Source organism: Bordetella genomosp. 6, assembly GCF_002119705.1.
Lineage (GTDB): Bacteria > Pseudomonadota > Gammaproteobacteria > Burkholderiales > Burkholderiaceae_B > Bordetella > Bordetella bronchiseptica_F.
Window position 1 is genome coordinate 1,694,374 of sequence record NZ_CP021107.1, and the last position, 19,197, is coordinate 1,713,570.

20 protein-coding genes are annotated in these 19,197 nt (G+C 70.0%); 8 read left to right on the top strand and 12 right to left on the bottom strand.

Translation table 11 applies throughout. The features are described from left to right. Genes hpnE through hpnC form a run of 3 tightly spaced genes read right to left on the bottom strand, consistent with a single transcriptional unit; the run spans nucleotide 1 to nucleotide 3,024 of the window. Nucleotides 1-1,332: a hydroxysqualene dehydroxylase HpnE gene (gene hpnE / locus CAL11_RS08035; RefSeq protein ID WP_086092617.1), complete on the bottom strand. Its 1,332-nt coding sequence runs from the start codon at nucleotides 1,330-1,332 to the stop codon at nucleotides 1-3. Then, nucleotides 1,329-2,192 carry a presqualene diphosphate synthase HpnD gene (hpnD, locus tag CAL11_RS08040; RefSeq protein ID WP_033457053.1) on the bottom strand — a complete coding sequence of 288 codons (864 nt, stop codon included), beginning with the start codon at nucleotides 2,190-2,192 and terminating at the stop codon, nucleotides 1,329-1,331. Before hpnD ends, hpnE begins: the two co-directional genes overlap by 4 nt. A gap of 1 nt (nucleotide 2,193) precedes the next feature. After that, the gene (gene hpnC / locus CAL11_RS08045) at nucleotides 2,194-3,024 is read right to left on the bottom strand and encodes a squalene synthase HpnC (RefSeq protein WP_033465856.1); all 831 of its coding nucleotides are present in this window, start codon (nucleotides 3,022-3,024) and stop codon (nucleotides 2,194-2,196) included. 128 nt (nucleotides 3,025-3,152) lie between these two features. Here hpnC and alr point away from each other — a divergent pair, with 128 nt between their 5' ends. Continuing rightward, the gene (alr, locus tag CAL11_RS08050) at nucleotides 3,153-4,280 is read left to right on the top strand and encodes an alanine racemase (RefSeq protein ID WP_086092618.1); all 1,128 of its coding nucleotides are present in this window, start codon (nucleotides 3,153-3,155) and stop codon (nucleotides 4,278-4,280) included. Nucleotides 4,281-4,431: 151 nt separating this feature from the next. Continuing rightward, entirely contained in the window at nucleotides 4,432-5,148 is a 717-nt protein-coding gene (locus tag CAL11_RS08055; protein ID WP_003810494.1) for an SDR family oxidoreductase, read from the top strand. Between the two features lie 13 nt (nucleotides 5,149-5,161). Here CAL11_RS08055 and CAL11_RS08060 read toward each other — a convergent pair whose 3' ends face one another. The 3 genes from CAL11_RS08060 to CAL11_RS08070 all read right to left on the bottom strand — a co-directional run bounded on the left by CAL11_RS08060 (nucleotide 5,162) and on the right by CAL11_RS08070 (nucleotide 8,268). Continuing rightward, the gene (locus CAL11_RS08060; protein WP_086092619.1) at nucleotides 5,162-5,893 is read right to left on the bottom strand and encodes a hypothetical protein; all 732 of its coding nucleotides are present in this window, start codon (nucleotides 5,891-5,893) and stop codon (nucleotides 5,162-5,164) included. Between the two features lie 3 nt (nucleotides 5,894-5,896). Continuing rightward, nucleotides 5,897-6,475, bottom strand: coding sequence for an RNA polymerase sigma factor (locus tag CAL11_RS08065; RefSeq protein ID WP_033465849.1), 579 nt, complete (start codon nucleotides 6,473-6,475; stop codon nucleotides 5,897-5,899). Nucleotides 6,476-6,552: 77 nt separating this feature from the next. Further along, the gene (locus tag CAL11_RS08070; protein WP_086092621.1) at nucleotides 6,553-8,268 is read right to left on the bottom strand and encodes a vWA domain-containing protein; all 1,716 of its coding nucleotides are present in this window, start codon (nucleotides 8,266-8,268) and stop codon (nucleotides 6,553-6,555) included. 127 nt (nucleotides 8,269-8,395) lie between these two features. On the opposite strand from CAL11_RS08070, the gene radA reads away from it, so the two are divergent. From radA to CAL11_RS08085, 3 genes are all read left to right on the top strand, one after another. Further along, nucleotides 8,396-9,757 (top strand): DNA repair protein RadA, encoded by a 1,362-nt coding sequence (gene radA, locus CAL11_RS08075; protein ID WP_033465845.1) that lies wholly within the window; start codon nucleotides 8,396-8,398, stop codon nucleotides 9,755-9,757. A gap of 22 nt (nucleotides 9,758-9,779) precedes the next feature. Further along, the gene (locus CAL11_RS08080; RefSeq protein ID WP_086092622.1) at nucleotides 9,780-10,550 is read left to right on the top strand and encodes a sulfite exporter TauE/SafE family protein; all 771 of its coding nucleotides are present in this window, start codon (nucleotides 9,780-9,782) and stop codon (nucleotides 10,548-10,550) included. Nucleotides 10,551-10,708: 158 nt separating this feature from the next. Beyond that, nucleotides 10,709-10,936 carry a hypothetical protein gene (locus CAL11_RS08085; protein ID WP_033465841.1) on the top strand — a complete coding sequence of 76 codons (228 nt, stop codon included), beginning with the start codon at nucleotides 10,709-10,711 and terminating at the stop codon, nucleotides 10,934-10,936. Between the two features lie 67 nt (nucleotides 10,937-11,003). On the opposite strand, the gene CAL11_RS08090 is transcribed toward CAL11_RS08085, so the two are convergent. The 6 genes from CAL11_RS08090 to radC form a co-directional block, all read right to left on the bottom strand. Then, complete coding sequence (locus CAL11_RS08090; RefSeq protein ID WP_086092623.1) at nucleotides 11,004-12,410, bottom strand: MATE family efflux transporter; 1,407 nt, start codon at nucleotides 12,408-12,410, stop codon at nucleotides 11,004-11,006. Next, nucleotides 12,407-14,143, bottom strand: a complete 1,737-nt coding sequence (locus CAL11_RS08095) for an ArnT family glycosyltransferase (protein WP_033465838.1) — start codon at nucleotides 14,141-14,143, stop codon at nucleotides 12,407-12,409. The genes CAL11_RS08090 and CAL11_RS08095 overlap by 4 nt, the downstream gene beginning before the upstream one ends. 115 nt (nucleotides 14,144-14,258) lie before the next feature. After that, complete coding sequence (locus CAL11_RS08100; RefSeq protein WP_003810513.1) at nucleotides 14,259-14,525, bottom strand: type B 50S ribosomal protein L31; 267 nt, start codon at nucleotides 14,523-14,525, stop codon at nucleotides 14,259-14,261. Nucleotides 14,526-14,692: 167 nt separating this feature from the next. Further along, a complete protein-coding gene (kynA, locus tag CAL11_RS08105) occupies nucleotides 14,693-15,547 on the bottom strand; it encodes a tryptophan 2,3-dioxygenase (protein WP_086092624.1) in 855 nt (284 codons plus the stop codon). A gap of 31 nt (nucleotides 15,548-15,578) precedes the next feature. Beyond that, nucleotides 15,579-16,208 (bottom strand): arylformamidase, encoded by a 630-nt coding sequence (gene kynB / locus CAL11_RS08110; RefSeq protein ID WP_033465836.1) that lies wholly within the window; start codon nucleotides 16,206-16,208, stop codon nucleotides 15,579-15,581. Between the two features lie 86 nt (nucleotides 16,209-16,294). Then, complete coding sequence (gene radC, locus CAL11_RS08115; protein ID WP_086092625.1) at nucleotides 16,295-16,972, bottom strand: RadC family protein; 678 nt, start codon at nucleotides 16,970-16,972, stop codon at nucleotides 16,295-16,297. 52 nt (nucleotides 16,973-17,024) lie between these two features. Here radC and CAL11_RS08120 point away from each other — a divergent pair, with 52 nt between their 5' ends. From CAL11_RS08120 to maiA, 3 genes are read left to right on the top strand one after another with little or no spacing between them, the layout of a single operon-like run. Beyond that, a complete protein-coding gene (locus CAL11_RS08120; protein WP_086092626.1) occupies nucleotides 17,025-17,501 on the top strand; it encodes an FKBP-type peptidyl-prolyl cis-trans isomerase in 477 nt (158 codons plus the stop codon). Further along, nucleotides 17,501-18,478 carry a 4-hydroxy-3-methylbut-2-enyl diphosphate reductase gene (gene ispH, locus CAL11_RS08125; protein ID WP_033465830.1) on the top strand — a complete coding sequence of 326 codons (978 nt, stop codon included), beginning with the start codon at nucleotides 17,501-17,503 and terminating at the stop codon, nucleotides 18,476-18,478. Before CAL11_RS08120 ends, ispH begins: the two co-directional genes overlap by 1 nt. 38 nt (nucleotides 18,479-18,516) lie before the next feature. Beyond that, nucleotides 18,517-19,161, top strand: coding sequence for a maleylacetoacetate isomerase (gene maiA / locus CAL11_RS08130; protein ID WP_086092627.1), 645 nt, complete (start codon nucleotides 18,517-18,519; stop codon nucleotides 19,159-19,161). Nucleotides 19,162-19,197 lie beyond the last annotated feature (36 nt).

Below are 19,197 nucleotides of genomic sequence, written 5' to 3' on the forward strand. Positions count from 1 at the left end.
TCAGTCCGGCGCGGCCGCGCCGCCGAGCACGACGCGGGCGGCCTGCAGGCCGCTGCGCACCGCGCCTTCGAGTACGCCGGGGTAGCCCGTGTCGGTCCAGTCGCCGGCCAGCGCCAGCGAGCGCCATGGCGTGCTGTTCAGCGGCCGCGCCAGGCCGGGCACGGCGGCGAAGGTGGCGCGCTTTTCCACGAACAGTTCGGCGATCTCGACGGCGGGCATCGGGGCCAGGCGCGCCGGGTGGCGGCTGGCCTGTTCGGCCACCTGGCGTGTCAGGGCGGCGATGGCCTGCTCGCGGTCGGCGGCCGCCACGGCGCGCGCCGCGCTGACCACCAGCGCCAGTTCGCCGCGCTCGCCGCGGCCGGTCAGGCGCGAGCGGTCGAACAGCCACTGGCCATGAAAGCCGCGCGCCGGTTCCTCGCGCAGCATCATCATGGGTTCGGGCAGCGGCCAGGGGCCGGCCAGGCGCAGGTTCAGCGTGGCGATGGGTTCGTAGTTGAACGCCTGCAGGGCGCGCAGCAGCCCGACGGAGCCTTGCCCGGCCAGCGCGTTCTCAAGCAGGCGCGCCGCCACCTGGGGCGAGACGGCCAGGACGGCCGCGTCGAAGCGTTCGCCGTTGACCTCGACGCTGCCGGCCTGCGGCGTCAGGCGCCGCACCGTGTTGCCGTAGCGCATGGTGGCCTGGAGGGCCGCCACATCGGGCCACAGCGCCGACAGGTCGGCGCAGGGCAGCAGCAGATCGCTGTTGCGCCGGTGGCCGGTCAGGCTGTCGCGCAGGATGTGCGCGTACAGCAGGGCGCTGGCCTGCGCCGGCGGCGTGTTCAGGGCGGCCAGGCACAGGGGCACCCAGACGGATTGGCGGATGCCGGCCGGCTGGCGGGTATGGTCCAGCAATTGCGTGACGGTCCAGTCGCGCGGCGCCTGCCACTGCATCTGGCGCAGGTAGTGCATGAGCCGCACGGCGGCCAGGCGCGAGCGCCAGGGCAGGCCGCGCGCCAGCAGCAGCGCGGCGGCGGCGTGCAGGGGGGCCGGCAGGGGCGGCGCCGACAGGCGGAAACCGCCGTCCAGGCTGGCCAGCCGCAACGGCCGGCGCATCAGCAGCGCATCCGGGTTGCGTCCCAGGCGGCGCATCAGCGCCAGGGTTTCGCCATAGGCGCCAAGCAGGATGTGCTGGCCGTTGTCGAGGTCGTCGCCGAACTCCGGATGGACCACGCGGCGGGCGCGCCCGCCGGGCGTGCGCCCGGCTTCGAACACGGTGACCTTGGCGTCGGCCTCGCGCAGCGCCACGCTGGCGGCCAGGCCGGCCCAGCCTGCTCCGATGACGGCGACCTTCATCGCGCCAACCGGCGCACCAGGGGGGCGCCGCCGCTTACCCAGGTCTTCCAGGCCAGCCACAGCTTGCGCACTGGCGTGAGCGAAATGCGCTGGTCCAGCACTTGCCAGTCGTCGCGCTCGATTTCGTCGAGCAGCGCATGGTAGATGGCCGCCATCATCAGCCCGGGCCGCTGGGCGCGCCGGTCCGTCTCGGGCAGGGCCTGCATCGCCTCGCGGTACAGCCCGCGGGCGCGCTCGGCCTGAAAGCGCATCAGCGCGCTGAAGCGTTCGGAATGGACGCCGTTGAGGATATCGGCGGCCTTGACCTCGAATTGCTGCAGTTCGTTGACCGGCAGGTAGATGCGGCCGCGCCGCGCGTCGTCGCCGACGTCGCGGATGATGTTGGTGAGCTGGAACGCCAGCCCCAGCTTGCCGGCATAGTCCAGCGTGCGCGCATCCTGGTAGCCGAACACGCCGGCCGACAATTCGCCGACCACGCCGGCCACGTGCCAACAGTATTTGCGCAGGCCGGGCCAGTCCAGGTAGCGGGTCTGGTCCAGGTCCATCTCCATGCCGTCGATGACGGCCAGCAGACGCTCGCGCGTGATGTTGCAATCGGCCAGGTGCGGCTGCAGCGCGCGCGTGACGGGGTGGTCCGGCTTGCCATCGACCATCTGGTCCACCTGCGTGCGCCACCAGGCCAGCTTGACGCGCGCCAGGGAGGGGTCGCTGCATTCGTCGACCACGTCGTCGACCTCGCGACAGAACGCGTACAGGGCGGTAATGGCCCGCCGCCGCGCCGGCGGCAGGAACAGGAACGAGTAATAGAAGCTGGAGCCGCTTTTGGCGGCCTTTTCCTGGCAGTATTCGTCAGGGGTCATATCAGGTGAAGGCGCGCCACAGCATGACGGCCCAATCTTTGGCGCCCAACTCGGGGCGATTCATGAAGACGTCGTATCCGGCGTCCTCGATGCGTTGCAGGATGCGCAGGCCGCCCTGGACGACCAGGCGCAATTCCAACCCGATCCTGCCCGGCAGGCGGCGCGGCAGCGCAGCGCCAGAGTGTAGCAGCGCGCGCGTGCGCTGCACCTCGAAGGCCATGAGCTCGCGCCATTGCGGGGTCAGCCGGCAGGCCGCCAGGTCGTCGCGGCCGACGCCGTGGCGGCGCAGATCCTCCTCGGGCAGGTAGACGCGCTGCTTGCGCCAGTCGATGCGCACGTCCTGCCAGAAATTCACCAGTTGCAGGCCGGTGCAGATCGCGTCGGCATCGCGCAGATTGGTTTCGTCGACGGCGCCATACAGGTGCAGCATCAGCCGGCCCACCGGGTTGGCCGAGCGCCGGCAGTAGTCCAGCAGATCGTCGTAGGACTCGTAGCGCTTGACCGAGATGTCCTGCTCGAACGCCGACAACAGGTCGAAGAACGGCGTGATGGGCAACTGGTGGCGCGCGATGGTGGCCGCCAGCGGGGTGAAGATGGGCGCCAGGTCGGCGCTGGCCGGCACGGCCAGCGCGCCCGGCTCGGCGCCGATGCGATGCAGTTCGGCGCGGAAGGCGGCCAGCTGGCGCAGGCGGTCGGCGTCCTCGGCGGCGCCTTCATCGGCGATATCGTCGGCGGCGCGGGCGAATCGATAGATATCGGTCACGGCGCCGCGCAGCCGCCGCGGCAGCAGCAGCGAAGCGACGGGAAAATTCTCGTAGTGATCGATGGCCATACGGATAGAGAGGTCAGGGCGGCATCAGCCGCCGGAATGAGGCATTTTAGGGGAGGGCGGCGTATGGCGCCGCGGGCGGATCAGTTAGACTTGGCGGCAACAGGCCCGGGTGCCTCGGAAATCTCATCATGCCGCGTCCCATATTCGCTTCGATCTCCCAGTCCGCGCTGCGGCACAACCTTGCCACCGTGCGCCGCCATCTCGATGACGTGGCGGCCAAGGCGGATGGCACGCCGCCTTCCATCTGGGCGGTGATCAAGGCCAATGCCTACGGGCACGGCATCGAACAGGCGGTGGCCGGCTTCTCGGCGGCCCAGGGCCTGGCCATGCTGGACCTGCAGGAGGCCGTGCGCTGCCGCGAAGCAGGCTGGGGCGGTCCCATCCTGCTGCTCGAAGGCTTCTTCCAGCCGTCCGACCTGGAAATCGTCGATCGCTACCATCTCGCCACCACCGTGCACACGCGCGAGCAGTTCGACATGCTGGCGCATGCGCGGCTGTCGCGCCGCGTCGACATCATGGTCAAGCTCAACAGCGGCATGAACCGGCTGGGTTTCGCGCCGGACGCCTACGGGTCGGCCTATGCGCGCGCGCAGCAGCTGCACGAGTACGGCGTGGTGGGCGGCATCGGCAAGATGACCCACTTCGCCTGTGCCGACGGGCCGCAGGGCGTGACGCAGCAGATGAACGTCTTCAACGGCGCCACCGCGCACCTGGCCGGGACGACCAGCGTGTGCAATTCGGCCGCCACCCTGCGCTATGCCGACCTGGCGGTCGGCCACGACGGCCAGACCCACTGGGTGCGCCCGGGCATCTGCCTGTACGGCGCCTCGCCGTTCGCCGATGCCCACGCCGGGGCGTTCGGATTGATTCCGGCCATGACGCTGCGCTCGGAGCTGATCGCCATCCAGGATATTCCGGCCGGCGCGGCGGTGGGCTACGGCGCCATTTTCCGCGCCGAGCGGCCGATGCGCATCGGCGTGGTGGCGTGCGGCTATGCCGATGGCTATCCGCGCCATGCCGGCACCGGTACGCCGCTGACCGTGGGCGGCGTGCGCACGCGGCTGGTCGGCCGCGTGTCGATGGACATGCTCATGGTCGACCTGGATCCGGTGCCGGCCGCCGGCATTGGCACGCCCGTGGTGCTGTGGGGCGAGGATGGCCCGTCGGTCGACGAAGTGGCCGAGGCCGCCGGCACCATCGGCTACGAATTGCTGTGCGCGCTGGCCCCGCGCGTACCCGTGCGCCACGAGGGCTGAGCGCTGCGCGGACCGCCGGCGGGCCGGCCCGCTGGCATGAATTGCTACGCAAGTTACATGACGCCGCCGGCCGGATGGTGTCTACTCTATACCCTGTCGTCGCGCGGCCGCCGGTCGCGCTGGCGGGGCAAACATGACGAGGTTTCAATCCATGAAGGACAAATGCGTGCTGGTGACAGGTGCCACCAAAGGCATCGGCTGGGCACTGACGCAGCGGTTGACCGATCTGGGTTGCCACGTAGTGGGTATCGCGCGCAATACCGCGGATGTCGACTTCCCTGGCTATCTCTACGCCTGCGACCTGGCCGACGCCGGCCGCACCGAGGAAGTGCTGCGCGAGATTCGCGACAAATTCCCGGTCGACGCGGTGGTCAACAATGTCGGCATCGTGGCGCCGCAGGCGCTCGGCGAGATCGACCTGGCCACGCTCTACAGCGTGCTCGACCTGAACGTGCGCGTGGCGGTGCAGGTGACCCAGACTTTCGTCGAGTCGATGAAGGTGCGACGCAGCGGACGGATCGTCAATATCTGTAGCCGCGCCATCCTGGGAGCCTACGACCGCACCAGCTATTCGGCCGCCAAGAGCGCCCTGGTCGGATGCACCCGCACCTGGGCGCTGGAGCTGGCCGAGTATGGCGTCACGGTCAATGCGGTGGCGCCCGGCCCGGTCGAGACGGAGCTGTTCCGGCGCGGCCATCCGGCCGGCAGCGACGCCGAAAAGCGCGCCCAGGCTTCGATCCCCATGAAGCGGTTCGGCACGCCGGCCGAGGTGGCTGCCGCGGTGGCGTTCTTGCTGTCGGACGATGCCGGCTTCATTACCGGGCAGGTCCTGGGCGTGGACGGCGGCGGCAGCCTGGGCGGCCACTGACCGGTTCCGGCCCCTATTGGCCGGGCGTGCCGCCCGGGTCGGCGGGCGCCAACTGTTCGAGATCGGGCGGCAGGGTCAGCCCCGGGACGGCATGGCGCCAGGCCAGGACTTCCGCGGCCGCCTCCTGCCGCTTGCCGTCGCGCACCAGCGCGCGGATGCGCTCGACGCGTTGCGCATAGGCCGGCTCGTCGCGCTGGCGCGCTGACGCCGCCAGGTTTTCCTGTTGCTGTTTTTCGGCCCGCACCGCGGGCGCGGCGCGCTGCGGCATATAGCCGCGCCGTGCCGGCGCGGCGTCCTGGGCCGACGATTCGGCGGCGGCGCCGCGCGCGGCCTCGGGCGCCAGCGCCGGCGGCAGGGCGGGCGCGGGCGCCGGCGCCAGCGCGCCCAGCGGCGGCGGCGCGGCCAGGGCGGGATCGGGAGCGGGCGGTTCGGGCACGGCGTCGCGGGTGGCCTGGGCGGCCTCCTGCTCGGCCTGCAGCTCGACCTCGGCGGCGGGCTGCAGCGCGTACTGCTCCAGGTCGGTGAACACGAACAGGGCGCTCACCGCGACCACGCAGGCCGCCACGGCCCAGGCCGGGTGCCAGGTCGCGCGCGGCCGGCGGGCGCGACGGTCGGCTTCGGCGGCGCGCTGGGCCTGCTCGCGGATCGAGGCGTCGAGCATGATGTCGGGCTCGTGGCGCGGCAGCTCGCGATACAGCGCGCGCAGGTCGCGATCGTCGTCGTCGGGCGGCAGGTGCGGGTTCATGGCCTAGGGGCTCCTGGGGGCGCTCTCGGAGCTCAGCTCCTCGCGGATGCGCCGGGTGGCGTAGCGCAGGCGCGATTTGACGGTTTCGCGAGAGACACCGGTGACTTGCGCAATTTCTTCCACATCCAGATCGTGCTCCAGTCGCAGCAGCATTGCCAGTCTTTGTTCATCCGGCAGGCGCTCGATGGCCAGCTGCAGCCGGCGGCGCCGCTGGAACTCGGATAGCCGCGCCTCGGGCTGCTCGTGCTCGGCGGCCGGCACGCTGGCCAGCGCGGCCTCGGCCAGCTCCGGGGCGACCGGGGCGGGCTGGCGGCGATGGGCGTCGACCAGCAGGTTGTGCGCGATCTGCAGCAGCCAGGTGGTAAAGCGCGCCTGGGGACGGTAGCGGGCCCGGGCGTCGATGACGCGGCTCCAGGTTTCCTGGAAGATGTCGTCGGCCTGGGCCGCGTTGCGCGCGCTGCGCAGGATGTAGCGGTACAGGCCGGCGCGGTGGCGGGCGTACAGGGCATCGAAGGCGTCCATGTCGCCCTCGGCCCCGTAGGCCAGCATCAAGGCTTCGTCGGCGGCGCTCGCGGTGTCCATGGCGGCGCAGTGTATCGCCTCGGCGGCGATTGCGCACGCCGCCGAGGCCGGCGCGACTGCCAGGGTCGTCACCGTATTCAGCGCGCCGCCGGGGCGCCCAGGCTGGCGGCCAGCTCGACCAGGTTGGCGAACTCGGCCTGCAGGCCCAGCGGGTCGGCGCCGCGCGATTGCCGCGCCAGCGCCGCGATGGCCGGCGGGGCGTAGCCGTCCAGGTATTTGCCGCCGCGCAGCCATTGCGCGAAGGCCGCCGCGGCCGCCGCGCGATTCAGGCGCGCGCTCGCGTCCGGCGCCGCCGCGCCGGCCGCCACCGGCTGCTCGATCAGGCGGCTGGCGCCGCCTTCGGGCGGCTGGTAGCGGATGCGCACATGGGCCAGTTCGTCGCGCGCGCTGTCCGCGGCGCGGGCCGGCTGTCCGTAACGCAGCGGATCGATGCGCCGGGCGCCGCCCACCGGGGTGATCTCGTACAGCGCCGTGACGTTGGCGCCGGCGCCCAGCTCGCCCGCGTCGACCGTGTCATTGTTGAAGTCCTCGCGCGCCAGGGCGCGCTTTTCGTAGCCGATCAGGCGGTACTCGGCCACCTGCGCCGGGTTGAATTCCACCTGCACCTTGACGTCCTTGGCGATGGTCAGCAGGGTGGCCGACAGTTCGCTGGCAAAGACCTTGCGCGCCTGCAGCAGGCTGTCGATGTAGTGATAGCTGCCGTCGCCGGCGTTGGCCAGCTGCATGGCCATGGCGTCGTTGTAGTTGCCGCTGCCCAGCCCCAGGGTGGTCAGCGCGATGCCGCGCTTGCGCTGGCTGCCGGCATAGTCCTTGAGCTGCGCGAGATCGGTGCGGCCCACGTTGAAGTCGCCGTCGCTGGCCAGCACGATGCGGTTGACGCCATCCTTGACCAGGCCCTTGGCGGCCTCGGCGTAGGCCAGCTCCAGGCCGGCGCCGCCATTGGTCGAACCACTGGCCTGCAGGCCGTCGATGGCCGCGAGGATCTGCGCATGGCGATCGCCGGGCGTGGAGGGCAGCACCAGTCCGGCGCTGCCGGCATAGGCGACGATGGCGACGCGGTCCTGCGCGCGCATCTGCGTCACCAGCTGGCGCAGGGCCGATTTGAGCAGCGGCAGCTTGGCCCGGTCGGCCATCGAGCCGGAGGTGTCGATCAGCAGCACCAGATTGACCGCGGGAATATCCTGCGGCGCCACCCGGTACCCCTGGATGCCGACCAGCAGCAGCTGGCGTTGCGGATTCCAGGGCGCCGGCGCGACCTCGGTGGTGACCGAAAAGGGGACCGCCGGCGTGGCGGGGGCTGGATAGCCGTAGTCGAAGTAATTGATGAACGCTTCGGCGCGCACGGCGTCGGCCGGCGGCAGGCGGCCATCGTTGAGCAGGCGGCGCACGTTGCTGTACGAGCCCGTATCCACGTCCAGTCCGAAGGTGGAGACCGGCTGCTCTTGCGCCAGCTGGACGGGATTGTCCTGGTAGCCGGCATAATTTTCGCGATCCTCCTGGATGACCGGCAGGGGCGCCGGCATGATCCGCATGCGTGCCTGGTCGGCATGCGCCCGGACTGCCGCGTGCGGCGCCGCGGGCATATAGGCTTGCGCCGCCAGTTCGCGCTGCGGCGCGCCGGCCGGTTCGCCGCGCGGCGCAGCCGGCACGGCCTGTGGCGCCGGCCGGCCCGGTACGGCGGCGGGCTGGGCGGCCGCGCCGGCCGGCGGCGGTTCGGGCGGGCTGCAGGCGCTCAGCAGGGCCAGGCTGAGCACTGTGCACAGCAGGGGAGAGGGGCGTAGGATCGGCGTCATGGCGTCGGGTCTCGTCGTGGTGGATCGGTACTTGGTTAAACGCACGAGCGACCCGGAAGGGGTTGATGCGAGGCGACAGAATTGCAAACAAACGTATCGGCACTGCGCTTGCCGGTAAACTGCCGGCATGGCGAAATCCCGAACCATCTATGTTTGCGCCGAATGCGGCGGCACCAGCCTCAAGTGGCTGGGCAAGTGTCCGCATTGCTCGGCCTGGAACACCCTGGAAGAAACCGTAGAGTCCGCCGCGCCCTCGGCCGGCGGGCATCGCTACGCCCCCCTGGCGGCGGCCAGCCCGGTACGCAGCCTGTCCGAAATCGAAGCGCGCGAGACGCCGCGCCAGCCCACCGGGCTGGACGAGTTCGACCGCGTGCTGGGTGGCGGGCTGGTCGCCGGCGCGGTGGTGCTGATCGGCGGCGACCCCGGCATCGGCAAGTCCACGCTGCTGCTGCAGGCGCTGGCCTCGTTGTCGGCCACGACCAAGGTGCTGTATGTCACCGGCGAAGAGTCGGCCGAACAGGTCGCGCTGCGCGCGCGGCGGCTGGGCCTGCAGACCGGCAATGTCGACCTGCTGGCCGAGATCCGGCTCGAGGCGATCCAGGCGGCGGTGTCGGAACAGAAACCCACCGTGGCGGTGATCGATTCGATCCAGACGCTCTACAGCGGCGAGCTGACCGCCGCGCCGGGCTCGGTGTCCCAGGTGCGCGAATGCGCGGCGCAACTGACGCGCCTGGCCAAGCAGACCGGCATCGCCATCGTGATGATCGGCCACGTCACCAAGGACGGCGCGCTGGCTGGCCCGCGCGTGCTCGAACACATCGTCGATACCGTGCTGTACTTCGAGGGCGACACGCATTCGTCGTTTCGCCTGGTGCGCGCCTTCAAGAACCGCTTTGGCGCCGTCAACGAACTGGGCGTGTTCGCCATGACCGACCGCGGCCTGCGCGGCGTGGCCAACCCGTCCGCGCTGTTTCTCTCGCAGCACCAGCAGCAGGTGGCGGGTTCGTGCGTGCTGGCGACCCAGGAGGGTACGCGCCCGCTGCTGGTGGAGGTGCAGGCGCTCGTCGACACCTCGCACGCGCCCAATCCACGCCGCCTGACGGTCGGGCTGGAGGGTAACCGCCTGGCCATGCTGCTGGCCGTCATGCACCGCCATGCCGGCGTCTCGACCTACGACCAGGACGTGTTCGTCAATGCCGTGGGCGGGGTGCGCATCACCGAGCCGGCGGCCGACCTGCCGGTATTGCTGGCCATCATGTCATCGCTGCGCGACAAGCCGCTGCCCGCCGGCCTGGTGGCGTTCGGCGAGATCGGCCTGGCCGGCGAGATCCGGCCCGCGCCGCGCGGCCAGGAGCGCCTGCGCGAGGCTGCCAAGCTGGGGTTCAGCATTGCGCTGATTCCCAAGGCCAATGCGCCGCGCCAGCCCATCGAAGGGCTGGAGATATGGGCCGTGGACCGGCTGGACGCCGCCCTGGACAAATTGCGTTGATGGAACGCCCGGGGAGCATGTCTTGAGTCTGTTGGTAATCGTGGCCTGCCTGGCCAGCGGCGCGCTGATCGGTTTCATGGGCGGCGCGCTCGGCATCGGCGGCGGGCTGATCGCCATCCCGGCGCTGGCGCTGCTGCTTGGCATGTCGCAGCAACTCGCCCAGGGCACGGCCCTCATCATGGTGCTGCCCACCATCATGATGGCGGTGCGCAAGTACCACCAGCATGCGCGCATCGACATGCGCGTGGCGGCCGCCGGCGCGGCGGGCGCCGTGGTGTTCACCTGGGTCGGCGCGCAGCTGGCGCTGGGCATCTCCTCGCGTACGCTGCGCCTGAGCTTCGCGGTGTTCCTGTTCTTCATCGCGCTGTTCTATGTCTACCAGACCTTGCGCAAGCGCGCCGCCGCGCCGGCGGCGCAGGCGCGGCCCGCGCCCGTCCTGAGCCCGCCGCGCGCCACCGCGCTGGGCATGCTGTGCGGCACGCTGGGCGGATTCTTCGGGGTGGGCGGCGCGGTGCTGGCCGTGCCCATCATCACTTCGGTGTTTCGCCTGCCGCAGACGATGGCCCAGGCGCTGGCGCTGACCATGGTCATCCCCGGCTCGATGATCGCGCTGCTCACCTACAGCTGGGCCGGGCAGGCGGACTGGTGGATAGGCGTGCCTTTGGCGGCCGGCAGCCTGGTGTTCGTGCCGGTGGGGGTACGGCTGGCCTATCGGCTGCCTGAACGCAAGCTGAGAGCCTGCTTCGCCGCCATGCTGTTCGCGACCGTCGCCTTGTTGATCTTCGAGGCCTGATCGGCGCGGGATCATGACGAGCCGTTAGCGACGGAAAAATTTATTCCGCACTCCGAACCTTTCCTTGGGTGCTTGCTCCAACGAATTACAGGTCTCATGGCATTTTGCCGGGCCTTGTATGGACGGGCTCCCGCGCCCGCAAGATAGGAGTACACAACATGACGACTCAGTCCCGTATCGCCGCCTTTTTGTCCACCTCGGCCCTGTGCCTCGGCCTGGCGGCCGCCCCATCGGCGTACGCCGCGCAGGGCGACGCGCAGTCCGGTGCCAAGAGCAGCGTCAAGGCGCCGTCCGGCGGCAAGCATGCCAAGGGCGAGAAACACGCCAAGAGCGGCGCGCATCACGGCGCCCACCACGCCAAGACGGGCGGTACATCCACCAAATAATTTTCATGGCAGCCGGTCCATGGCACGGGGCGCCGCGGGGGCGCCGCGCCGCGGACCGGCGCCGCGTTCAGCCGCGGGCCAGCGCCAGCCGCGCTATCCGACGGTACCAGTAGTGCAGCAGCACGGCCGACAAGCCCAGTCCGGCCATCGCCATCAGCCACATCGTGCCGGCGCCGGCCGGCGAGCCCGGCATCAGCGCCGCGCGCACCGGATCCAGGCCGCCGCGTCCCGGACCGAATCCCAGCCACCACCCGCCCAGCAGGCCGACGCCGCCCAGCGCCACGGTTTGCAGCACCAGCGGCATGACAGCGACCTTGTGGGCGCGCAGCAGGTACGAGTTGATGCATTGCATCGAGTCGCACAAGTGGAACAGCGGGATGATGGCCAGCAACGACGCCGCGACCGCGGCGACTTCGAGATCGTCGGTATAGGCGGCGATGATGAGCGGGCGGCCGACCAGCAGCACGGCGGCGGTAAGCGCCGCGCCCAGCAGGCCCAGCGCCAGGCCGGCCATGCCGGTGCGGTGCGCCAGGTCGGGGCGGCCCGCGCCGATCGATTGCGCGGTCAGCGCGGCGGTCGCCACGCCCAGCGCCATCGGCATCATGTAGCACAGCGCGGCCAGGTTGGACATGATCTGGTGTCCGCCGGACACGTATGTGCCTTCGCGCGCCACCAGCAAGGCCATGAACGTGAACGCCGATACCTCGACCAGGTACGAGCCGCCCATGGGCAGGCCCAGGCGCAGCAGCTCTTTCAGCGCGCGCCAGTCGGGCCGTCCCACGCGCAGGCGGAAGCGGCGGTAATAGCGGTCGTGCGTGATGATCCACAGGCCTGCCGCCAGGCTCAGCCAGCCCGAGATGGCGGTGGCCAGGCCGGCGCCCACGGCGCCCAGCGCGGGCAGGCCGAACTTGCCGTAGATCAGCACCCAGTTGCAGAACGCCTTGACGAACACCGCCGCCAGGTTGATGCTCATCACCACCTTGGGACGCGATACCGCCGTGCCCAGGGCGTAAATGGTGCGAAACACCAGCATGGCGGGCAGGGCCAGCACGAGGGCGCGCAGATAGGCCGCGACCCGGTCGCGCACCGCCGGGTCCACGTCGCCGGACAGCGAGAGCCAGGCGTCGGGAAACAGCATCAGGATTGCGCCTACCACCGACAGGCCCAGCGCCAGCCACACGCCCTGGCCCCAGGTGCTGCCGACTTCGCGATGCTGGCCGGCGCCGAAGTGCTGCGCCAGGATGGGAATGAGGGCGTGCACCACGCCCATCAGGCCGACGAAAACCGTGATGTACACCGACACCGACAGCGACATCGCCGCCAGGTCCTGCGCGCTGGCGTGGCCGGTCATGGCGGTGTCGAGCACGCCGAACGAGATGCCGGCCCATTGGCTGATCAGTACCGGCCATGCCTGGCGCGCGATGTCGCGCATGGTCGCGCCGAACCCGGGCGAGGGGGCGGCGGCGGACGTCATCGGACGGGCGTGACGCGCAGCAGGCGGAATACTTCGTGCCGGTCGGCGCGGCGGCCCCCGCGCCACAGTTCGGTGGCGCCGTCGCTGTAGGCGGCGGTGCCGTCGCGCAGGCTGCTGTGGGTGGTCTGCTGCAGCACCAGCGTGCATTTGGAGTCATAGGTGAACGACATGTTGTCGAACACCAGGAACGAGGCGCGCTGCCCGCTGCCCAGGCTCAGGCCGCGCACGCACTCGCCCGGCTGGCGATTGGCCTGCAGCGCCTCGGCCAGCTGGCCCGACACGGTGCGGTAGCTGCGCGCATAGTCCACCGCGGGCTGCCACAGCAGCACCAGCAGGATCCAGGTGGCGGTCAGGCCGCCGGCCGACAGCACCGTGCCGCGCCACAGCGCCAGCGGACGGCTGCGCAGGCGCCAGACGACCAGCACGACCCAGGCGGCCGAGATGACCAGCGCCAGCGCGCTGGCCAGCCAGGAAATGGACGCTTCGTAGCCGGTGGTCTGGCGGGCGATGTTGCGGGAAATCTGCGCCGGCCAGCCGAAATGCAGCGCCACCCAGCCCAGCCAGGCGGTGGCCGCGGTAAGCGAAAAGCACATCACCGCGAACCAGTCCAGCGTGTTGACCACGCCGCGCCGCAGCGTGGGCAGCGAGAAGGCGCCCAGGATGGCGCAAGGCACCGCCAGCATGGCGTACTCGGCGTCGTTGGGTCCGTCCAGGAACAGCAGCATCAGCGCCGCGGTGGCGGCCAGCACCAGGGGCACCCAGATATGGGGCGCATACAGCCAGGCGCGCCAGCGCCAGATCGCCAGCAGGGCCAGCGGCCAGGTGGGCCACAGGTACCAGGGCAGGTCGCGCAGCGTGCGGCCGGTGATGCGCAGGTCCGGCCAGTCGTACGAGGCCAGGGTCCAGGTTTTCCAGTTGCGTATCCAGTAGTCGCTGCCCTCGGCCAGGGTGGCGGGCAGCCACCAGGCCAGCATCAGCGCGGCGGCGACCAGGGCCGCCCAGGGCAGCCAGCGCACCCGCTGCCACAGCAGGCTGCGCGGGTAGAACGCCAGCACCGCGGCCACCATCACCGGCGCGGCGCCGATCCAGCCGCGCGTCAGGAAGGCGCCCGCCACCGCCACCCCCAGGGTAGTGGCGCCCAGGAAAGGGCGGTCCAGTGTGCGCGCCATGGCGTAGAACGCGAGCGCCTGCCAGGCCATGATGGCTGGCACCACCGATGTTTCGTGCAGGCGTTGCAGGATGCCCACCGTGGCCAGCAGCAGCAGCAGGGCCGCGTCGGCCAGCATGCGGCCATAGTCGCGCGCCGCCGGCTCGCCGCCGAACGGCAGTTTCAGCGGCTGCGCTTCGGCGCGCCGGCCCAGCAGATAGGTGCCGTACCAGACGCTGACCGTGGCGATGCCGAACCACAGCAGGTTGGGCAGGCGGCCGGCCGTGATGTCGCCCAGCCATGGGCCGAACAACCACATCGAGGCGCCGCCGACCCAGGTGATCATCGGGCCTTCCTCGGCGTGCGCCAGGTGCCCCACCTGCGGCAGCAGCCAGGTCATGCCGCCTTCGCGCAGCGCGGTGACCATGGTGGCCAGCCCGACCACATCGTCGGTCTTCCAGGGGTCGCGCATGAACAGGCCCGCCACGATATAGATCAGCGACAGGCCAAGCAGGACGAGCCGGGGCAGCTTGGCGGTAGCCTGTACCGTCAGCCGGGCCGGAGTAGAGCGCGAAGTGGGAGACACGGACGTAATGTAACCGACGAGCGTGGAACCGATGAGGGTTGGCGCGGCATGCCGCGAGGAAAAAAAAGCAGCCCGCAGGCTGCTTTCTGGTGCGCCTCCCGAAGGAGCTTGCCGATCAGGACGCCGACTTGACCGTCCCGGCGGTGCGGGCGAAACGGGCGCGGAATTTTTCCACGCGGCCGGTCTCGACGATACGCGTCTGCGCGCCCGTGTAGAACGGGTGCGATTCGGACGTCACGTCGCACTTGAAGAGCGGGTACGTCTTGCCGTCCATTTCGACGGTTTCGCGGGTGTGGATGGTCGAGCGGGTGATGAACTTGTTGCCCGTCTGAACGTCCATGAACACCACTTCGCGGTATTCGGGGTGAATGCCTTCTTTCATGATAATTTCCCAGGTTAGCGGGTCGCCAGCCAGGCCGGTGGAGCCGCCCGGCGCACGGCCACGCGTCTAGCGCGGCGGCTGCCAGGATGCGCCGTCTGGCAACGTATCCAAAAAACAACCCCGCATTCTAGCACGCATATCCGGCCCCGATACAAGTCCCGCGTGCCTCAGAGATCCGTCCTCAATTTCCAGATTTCCGGAAACAGCACCACCTCCAGCATCTTGCGCAGGTAGGTGACGCCGGAGGTGCCGCCGGTGCCGCGCTTGAAGCCGATGATGCGCTCCACCGTCGTCACGTGGCGAAAACGCCACAGGCGGAAGGCGTCCTCCAGGTCGGTCAGCTTTTCGCCCAGCTGGTATTGGTCCCAGTAGCGCTCGGATTGCCGGTAGACGGTGAGCCAGGCCTGTTCGACCCGGTCATCGGCCTGGTAGGGCTGGGTCCAGTCGCGCTGCAGCGCGCCGGCCGGCACGTCCAGGCCGCTGCGGGCCAGGAAGCGCAGCGCCTCGTCGTACAGCGAGGGCGCCTCGAAGGCGGCGCGCACCTGCGCCAGCAGGTCGGCGCGGTGGGCATGGGGCTGCAGCATGGCGGCGTTCTTGTTGCCCAGCAGGTACTCGATCTGGCGGTACTGATAGCTCTGGAAGCCGCTGGAGCGCGCCAGGTAGGGACGCAGGGCCGAGTATTCGGGCGGCGTCATGGTGGCCAGCACATCCCAGGCCGACACCAGTTGCTCCATGATCTTGCTGACGCGCGCCAGCATCTTGAACGCCGGCTGCAGGCGGTCCTGCTGGATCGCGGCGATCGCCGCGCGCAGTTCGTGCAGCATCAGCTTCATCCACAGCTCGCTGGTCTGGTGCTGCACGATGAACAGCATTTCGTTGTGCTCGGGCGAGAGCGGGTGCTGGGCGCCCAGCAGTTCGTCCAGGTGCAGGTAGTCGCCATAACTCATGTCGCGCGCGAAATCGAGCTGGGCTTTCTCGTCGTGCACGATGGCTTCGGGGCGTTGCGTAGGGGTGGGCGGCATAGTGGGTCCTGCTGCGTGAATGGCGGGCGGGTCAGGCCAGTTCGCGCAACACGGCGCGCACCGGACTGGCGTCGGCCTGGACCAGCGCCAGCGGAAGCGCGATCAATTCGTAATCGCCTTCGTCCACGTCGTCCAGGCGGAGGTTTTCCAGTACGCGCATGTCGTGCCGCCGGATGACGTGATGGCTGTCCAGGGTCTTGCTGGACGCGGGGTCTATGCTGGGCGTATCGATGCCGATCAGCGTGACGCCGCGTCCGGCCAGCCATTCGATGGTCTGGGGCGCATAGGCGGAGAAGTCGTCCACCCACCATTGCAGCGCCGCGTGGCGTGCCGTGCGCACCAGCACCCGCGGCGGCAGGCCGGCCTGGGCGTGCGCCAGGTGCTCGGGCAGGATGAGCGGCCCGCGGCCGATGGCGTGGATGACGCGACAGGGTCCCAGGAAGGGTTCGAGCGCGACGGCGCCTATGGCGGCCGCGCCGTTCTCATAGTGCAGCGGCGCGTCGGCGTGCGCGCCGACGTGGGGCGACAGGGTGATCTCGCTGACATTGACCGGGCAATCCGGCGTCAGCGACCATTTCCATTGCTGGCGATATGGCGTGTCGCCCGGGAAAACCGGCGAGTCGGCCGAAACCGGCGGCGAAATGTCCCACAGGCGCTTCATGAGAAAAAACGGTTTAGGATTGAAATGACTGACTCCTAGTCTAACGAACTGCCCGGGGTTTGGCGATGCCGGGATGCCTGGGCCTGTCAGAGGTGCCCTTGCGCGGCCATCGACACGGTGGTGGCGCCGGCCACGATGACGTGGTCGATCAGCCGCACGTCGATCAGGGCCAGCGCCTGCCTGACCTGGCGCGTCATGGCGATGTCCGCGGCGCTGGCGGCGGCGGTGCCGCCCGGATGGTTGTGGGCCAGGATCAGCGCGGCCGCGTGGTGGCGCAGCGCCTCGCGGACGATTTCGCGCGGGTAGATCTGCGCCTGGGTCAAGGTGCCGCGCGCGACTTCGGCGCAGACGATCAGCTTGAGCCGCGCGTCCAGGTACAGGGCGATGCAGTGCTCGACCTGGCGGTGGCCCAGGGCCGCCTGGCAATAGCGGCGCACCAGGTCGGGGTTGGCCAGCGCATCCTGGCGCGCCAGGTCTTCCTCGAGCGTGCGGCGGGCCAGTTCCAGCACCGCGGCCAGTACGCAGGCCTTGGCGGTGCCCAGTCCGGGCACCGCCTGCAGTTCGGCCGGCGAGGTGCCGAGCAGGCCGCGCAGGCCGCCGAACCGGCGCAGCAGGTCATGCCCCAGCTGGACCGCGTTGCAGCCCGCCACGCCGGTGCGCAGCGCCAGCGCCAGCAGCTCCGGATCGCTCAGCGCGGTGGCGCCGTGGCGCAGCAGGCGTTCGCGCGGCCAGTCGGCGCGGGGCAGGGGGGCGGGCAGAGTCATGGCATAAGCTCTAAAATCAGATCTTTATTGGATTGCCATACGGTGACAGACCTTGAGCGCCGCCTCTGAGAATGTGAATGTTTTGGTCCGTCCGGACTCCTACCTCACCCTGCATTACCGCATCGTGCTGGCCTCGGGGCCTGCCGAAGGCTCGGTGTTCACGGATACCTTCGACGGTCGTCCGGCGACGCTGCAGATGGGCAGCGGCCAGTGGGCCCCCGGCCTCGAAGCCGCCTTGCTCGACCGCGCGGAGGGCGAGCGCTTCAGCGTGACGCTGGCGCCGGCCCAGGCCTATGGCGAGCGCAATCCGGACCTGGTCCAGAAAGTGACGCGCGCCATGCTGGCCGAGCATGCGGGCGCCGATGCCACCTTCGAGCCCGGCGACCTGGTCGAGTTCGCCGCGCCCAACGGCGGGCGCTATTCGGGCGTGCTGAAGGAAATCAACGCCGATTGGGCGATGTTCGACTTCAACCATCCGCTGGCCGGCACGGCCTTGCGCGTGGATGTCGCCATCCTGGGAGTGCTGTGATGACCGCTGAAGTTACCGCCGCCGATGCCGAAGTCATGCTGGCGCAGCCGCGCGGCTTCTGTGCCGGCGTGGATCGCGCCATCGACATCGTCGAGCGCGCGCTCGAGCTGCACGGTGCGCCGATCTATGTGCGCCACGAGATCGTGCACAACCGCTACGTGGTCGAGGACCTGCGCGGCAAGGGCGCCGTGTTCATCGACGAACTGGACCAGGCGCCGGCCGGCGCCATCGTGGTGTTCTCCGCGCACGGCGTGTCGCAAGCGGTGCGCGGCGAAGCCGAGGCGCGCGGCCTGCGGGTGTTCGACGCGACCTGCCCGCTGGTGACCAAGGTGCACATCGAGGTGGCGCGCATGCGCGCGGCCGGGCGCGAGATCGTCATGATCGGGCACAAGGGCCATCCCGAGGTGGAGGGCACGCTCGGGCAGGCGCAGGGCGGCATGTACCTGGTCGAAACGGTCGAGGACGTCGCGGCCCTGCAGGTCGGCGATCCGGGCAACCTGGCCTATGTCACGCAGACCACGCTGTCGGTGGACGACGCCGCGGCGGTCGCGGGCGCGCTCAAGGCGCGTTTCCCGGGCATCGTCGAGCCCAAGAAAAGCGACATCTGCTATGCCACCCAGAACCGCCAGGACGCCGTCAAGGTGCTGGCGCCGGAGTGCGACCTGGTGCTGGTCGTGGGCAGCCCCAACAGCTCCAATTCCAACCGGCTGCGCGAAGTGGCCGAGCGCAAGGGCGTGGCCGCCTACCTGATCGACGGCGCGCACGCCATCGACCCGGCGTGGCTCAAGGGGCGGCGGCGCATCGGCATCACGGCCGGCGCCTCGGCGCCCGAAGTGCTGGTGCAGCAGGTGGTCGAACGCGTGCGCGAACTCGGTGCGGTGTCGGTCCGCACCATGCCGGGCCTGGAGGAAAGCGTGGCCTTCCCCCTGCCCAAGGGCCTGTCGCGCAAGATCGCCCAGACCGAATCCCTCGAATGACAACGACGCGCGGCGCAGCCCGCGCAGCTGGAGGCAAAATGGAGTTGTACAGCTATTTCCGCAGTTCGGCCGCCTATCGGGTGCGCATCGCCCTCAATCTGAAGGGCCTGCCGTACGACTATCGCGCCGTGCACCTGCTCAAGGACGGCGGCCAGCAATTGGCGCCGCAGTACCGCGCGCTCAATCCGAATGGCCTGGTGCCGGCGCTGGTCGACGGCGATGCGGTCCTGACCCAGTCGCTGGCCATTGTCGAGTATCTCGAGGAAGCCCATCCGCAGCCGCCGCTGCTGCCCTCCGACGCGCTCGGGCGCGCCCGCGTGCGCGCGATCGCGCAGACCATTGCCTGCGACATCCATCCGCTGAACAACCTGCGCGTGCTGAAATATCTCAAGCATGAGCTCAAGGTGAGCGAAGAGGCCAAGAACGCCTGGTACAGCCACTGGGTGGAATTGGGCCTGGCGGGGGTCGAGGCCATGTTGGCCGATGCGCCGCAGACTGGGCGCTTCTGCCATGGCGATGCGCCGACCCTGGCCGACCTATGCCTGGTGCCGCAGCTGGCCAATGCGCGCCGCTTCGGCTGCGATCTGTCGGCCATGCCGACGCTGGCCCGCATCGAAGCGGCATGCGCCGAACTGCCTGCGTTCCAGCAGGCAGCGCCTGCCGCGCAGCCCGACGCCGAATAGCCGCGCGCCCAAGCAAAAGGGCAGCCCTGATGGGCT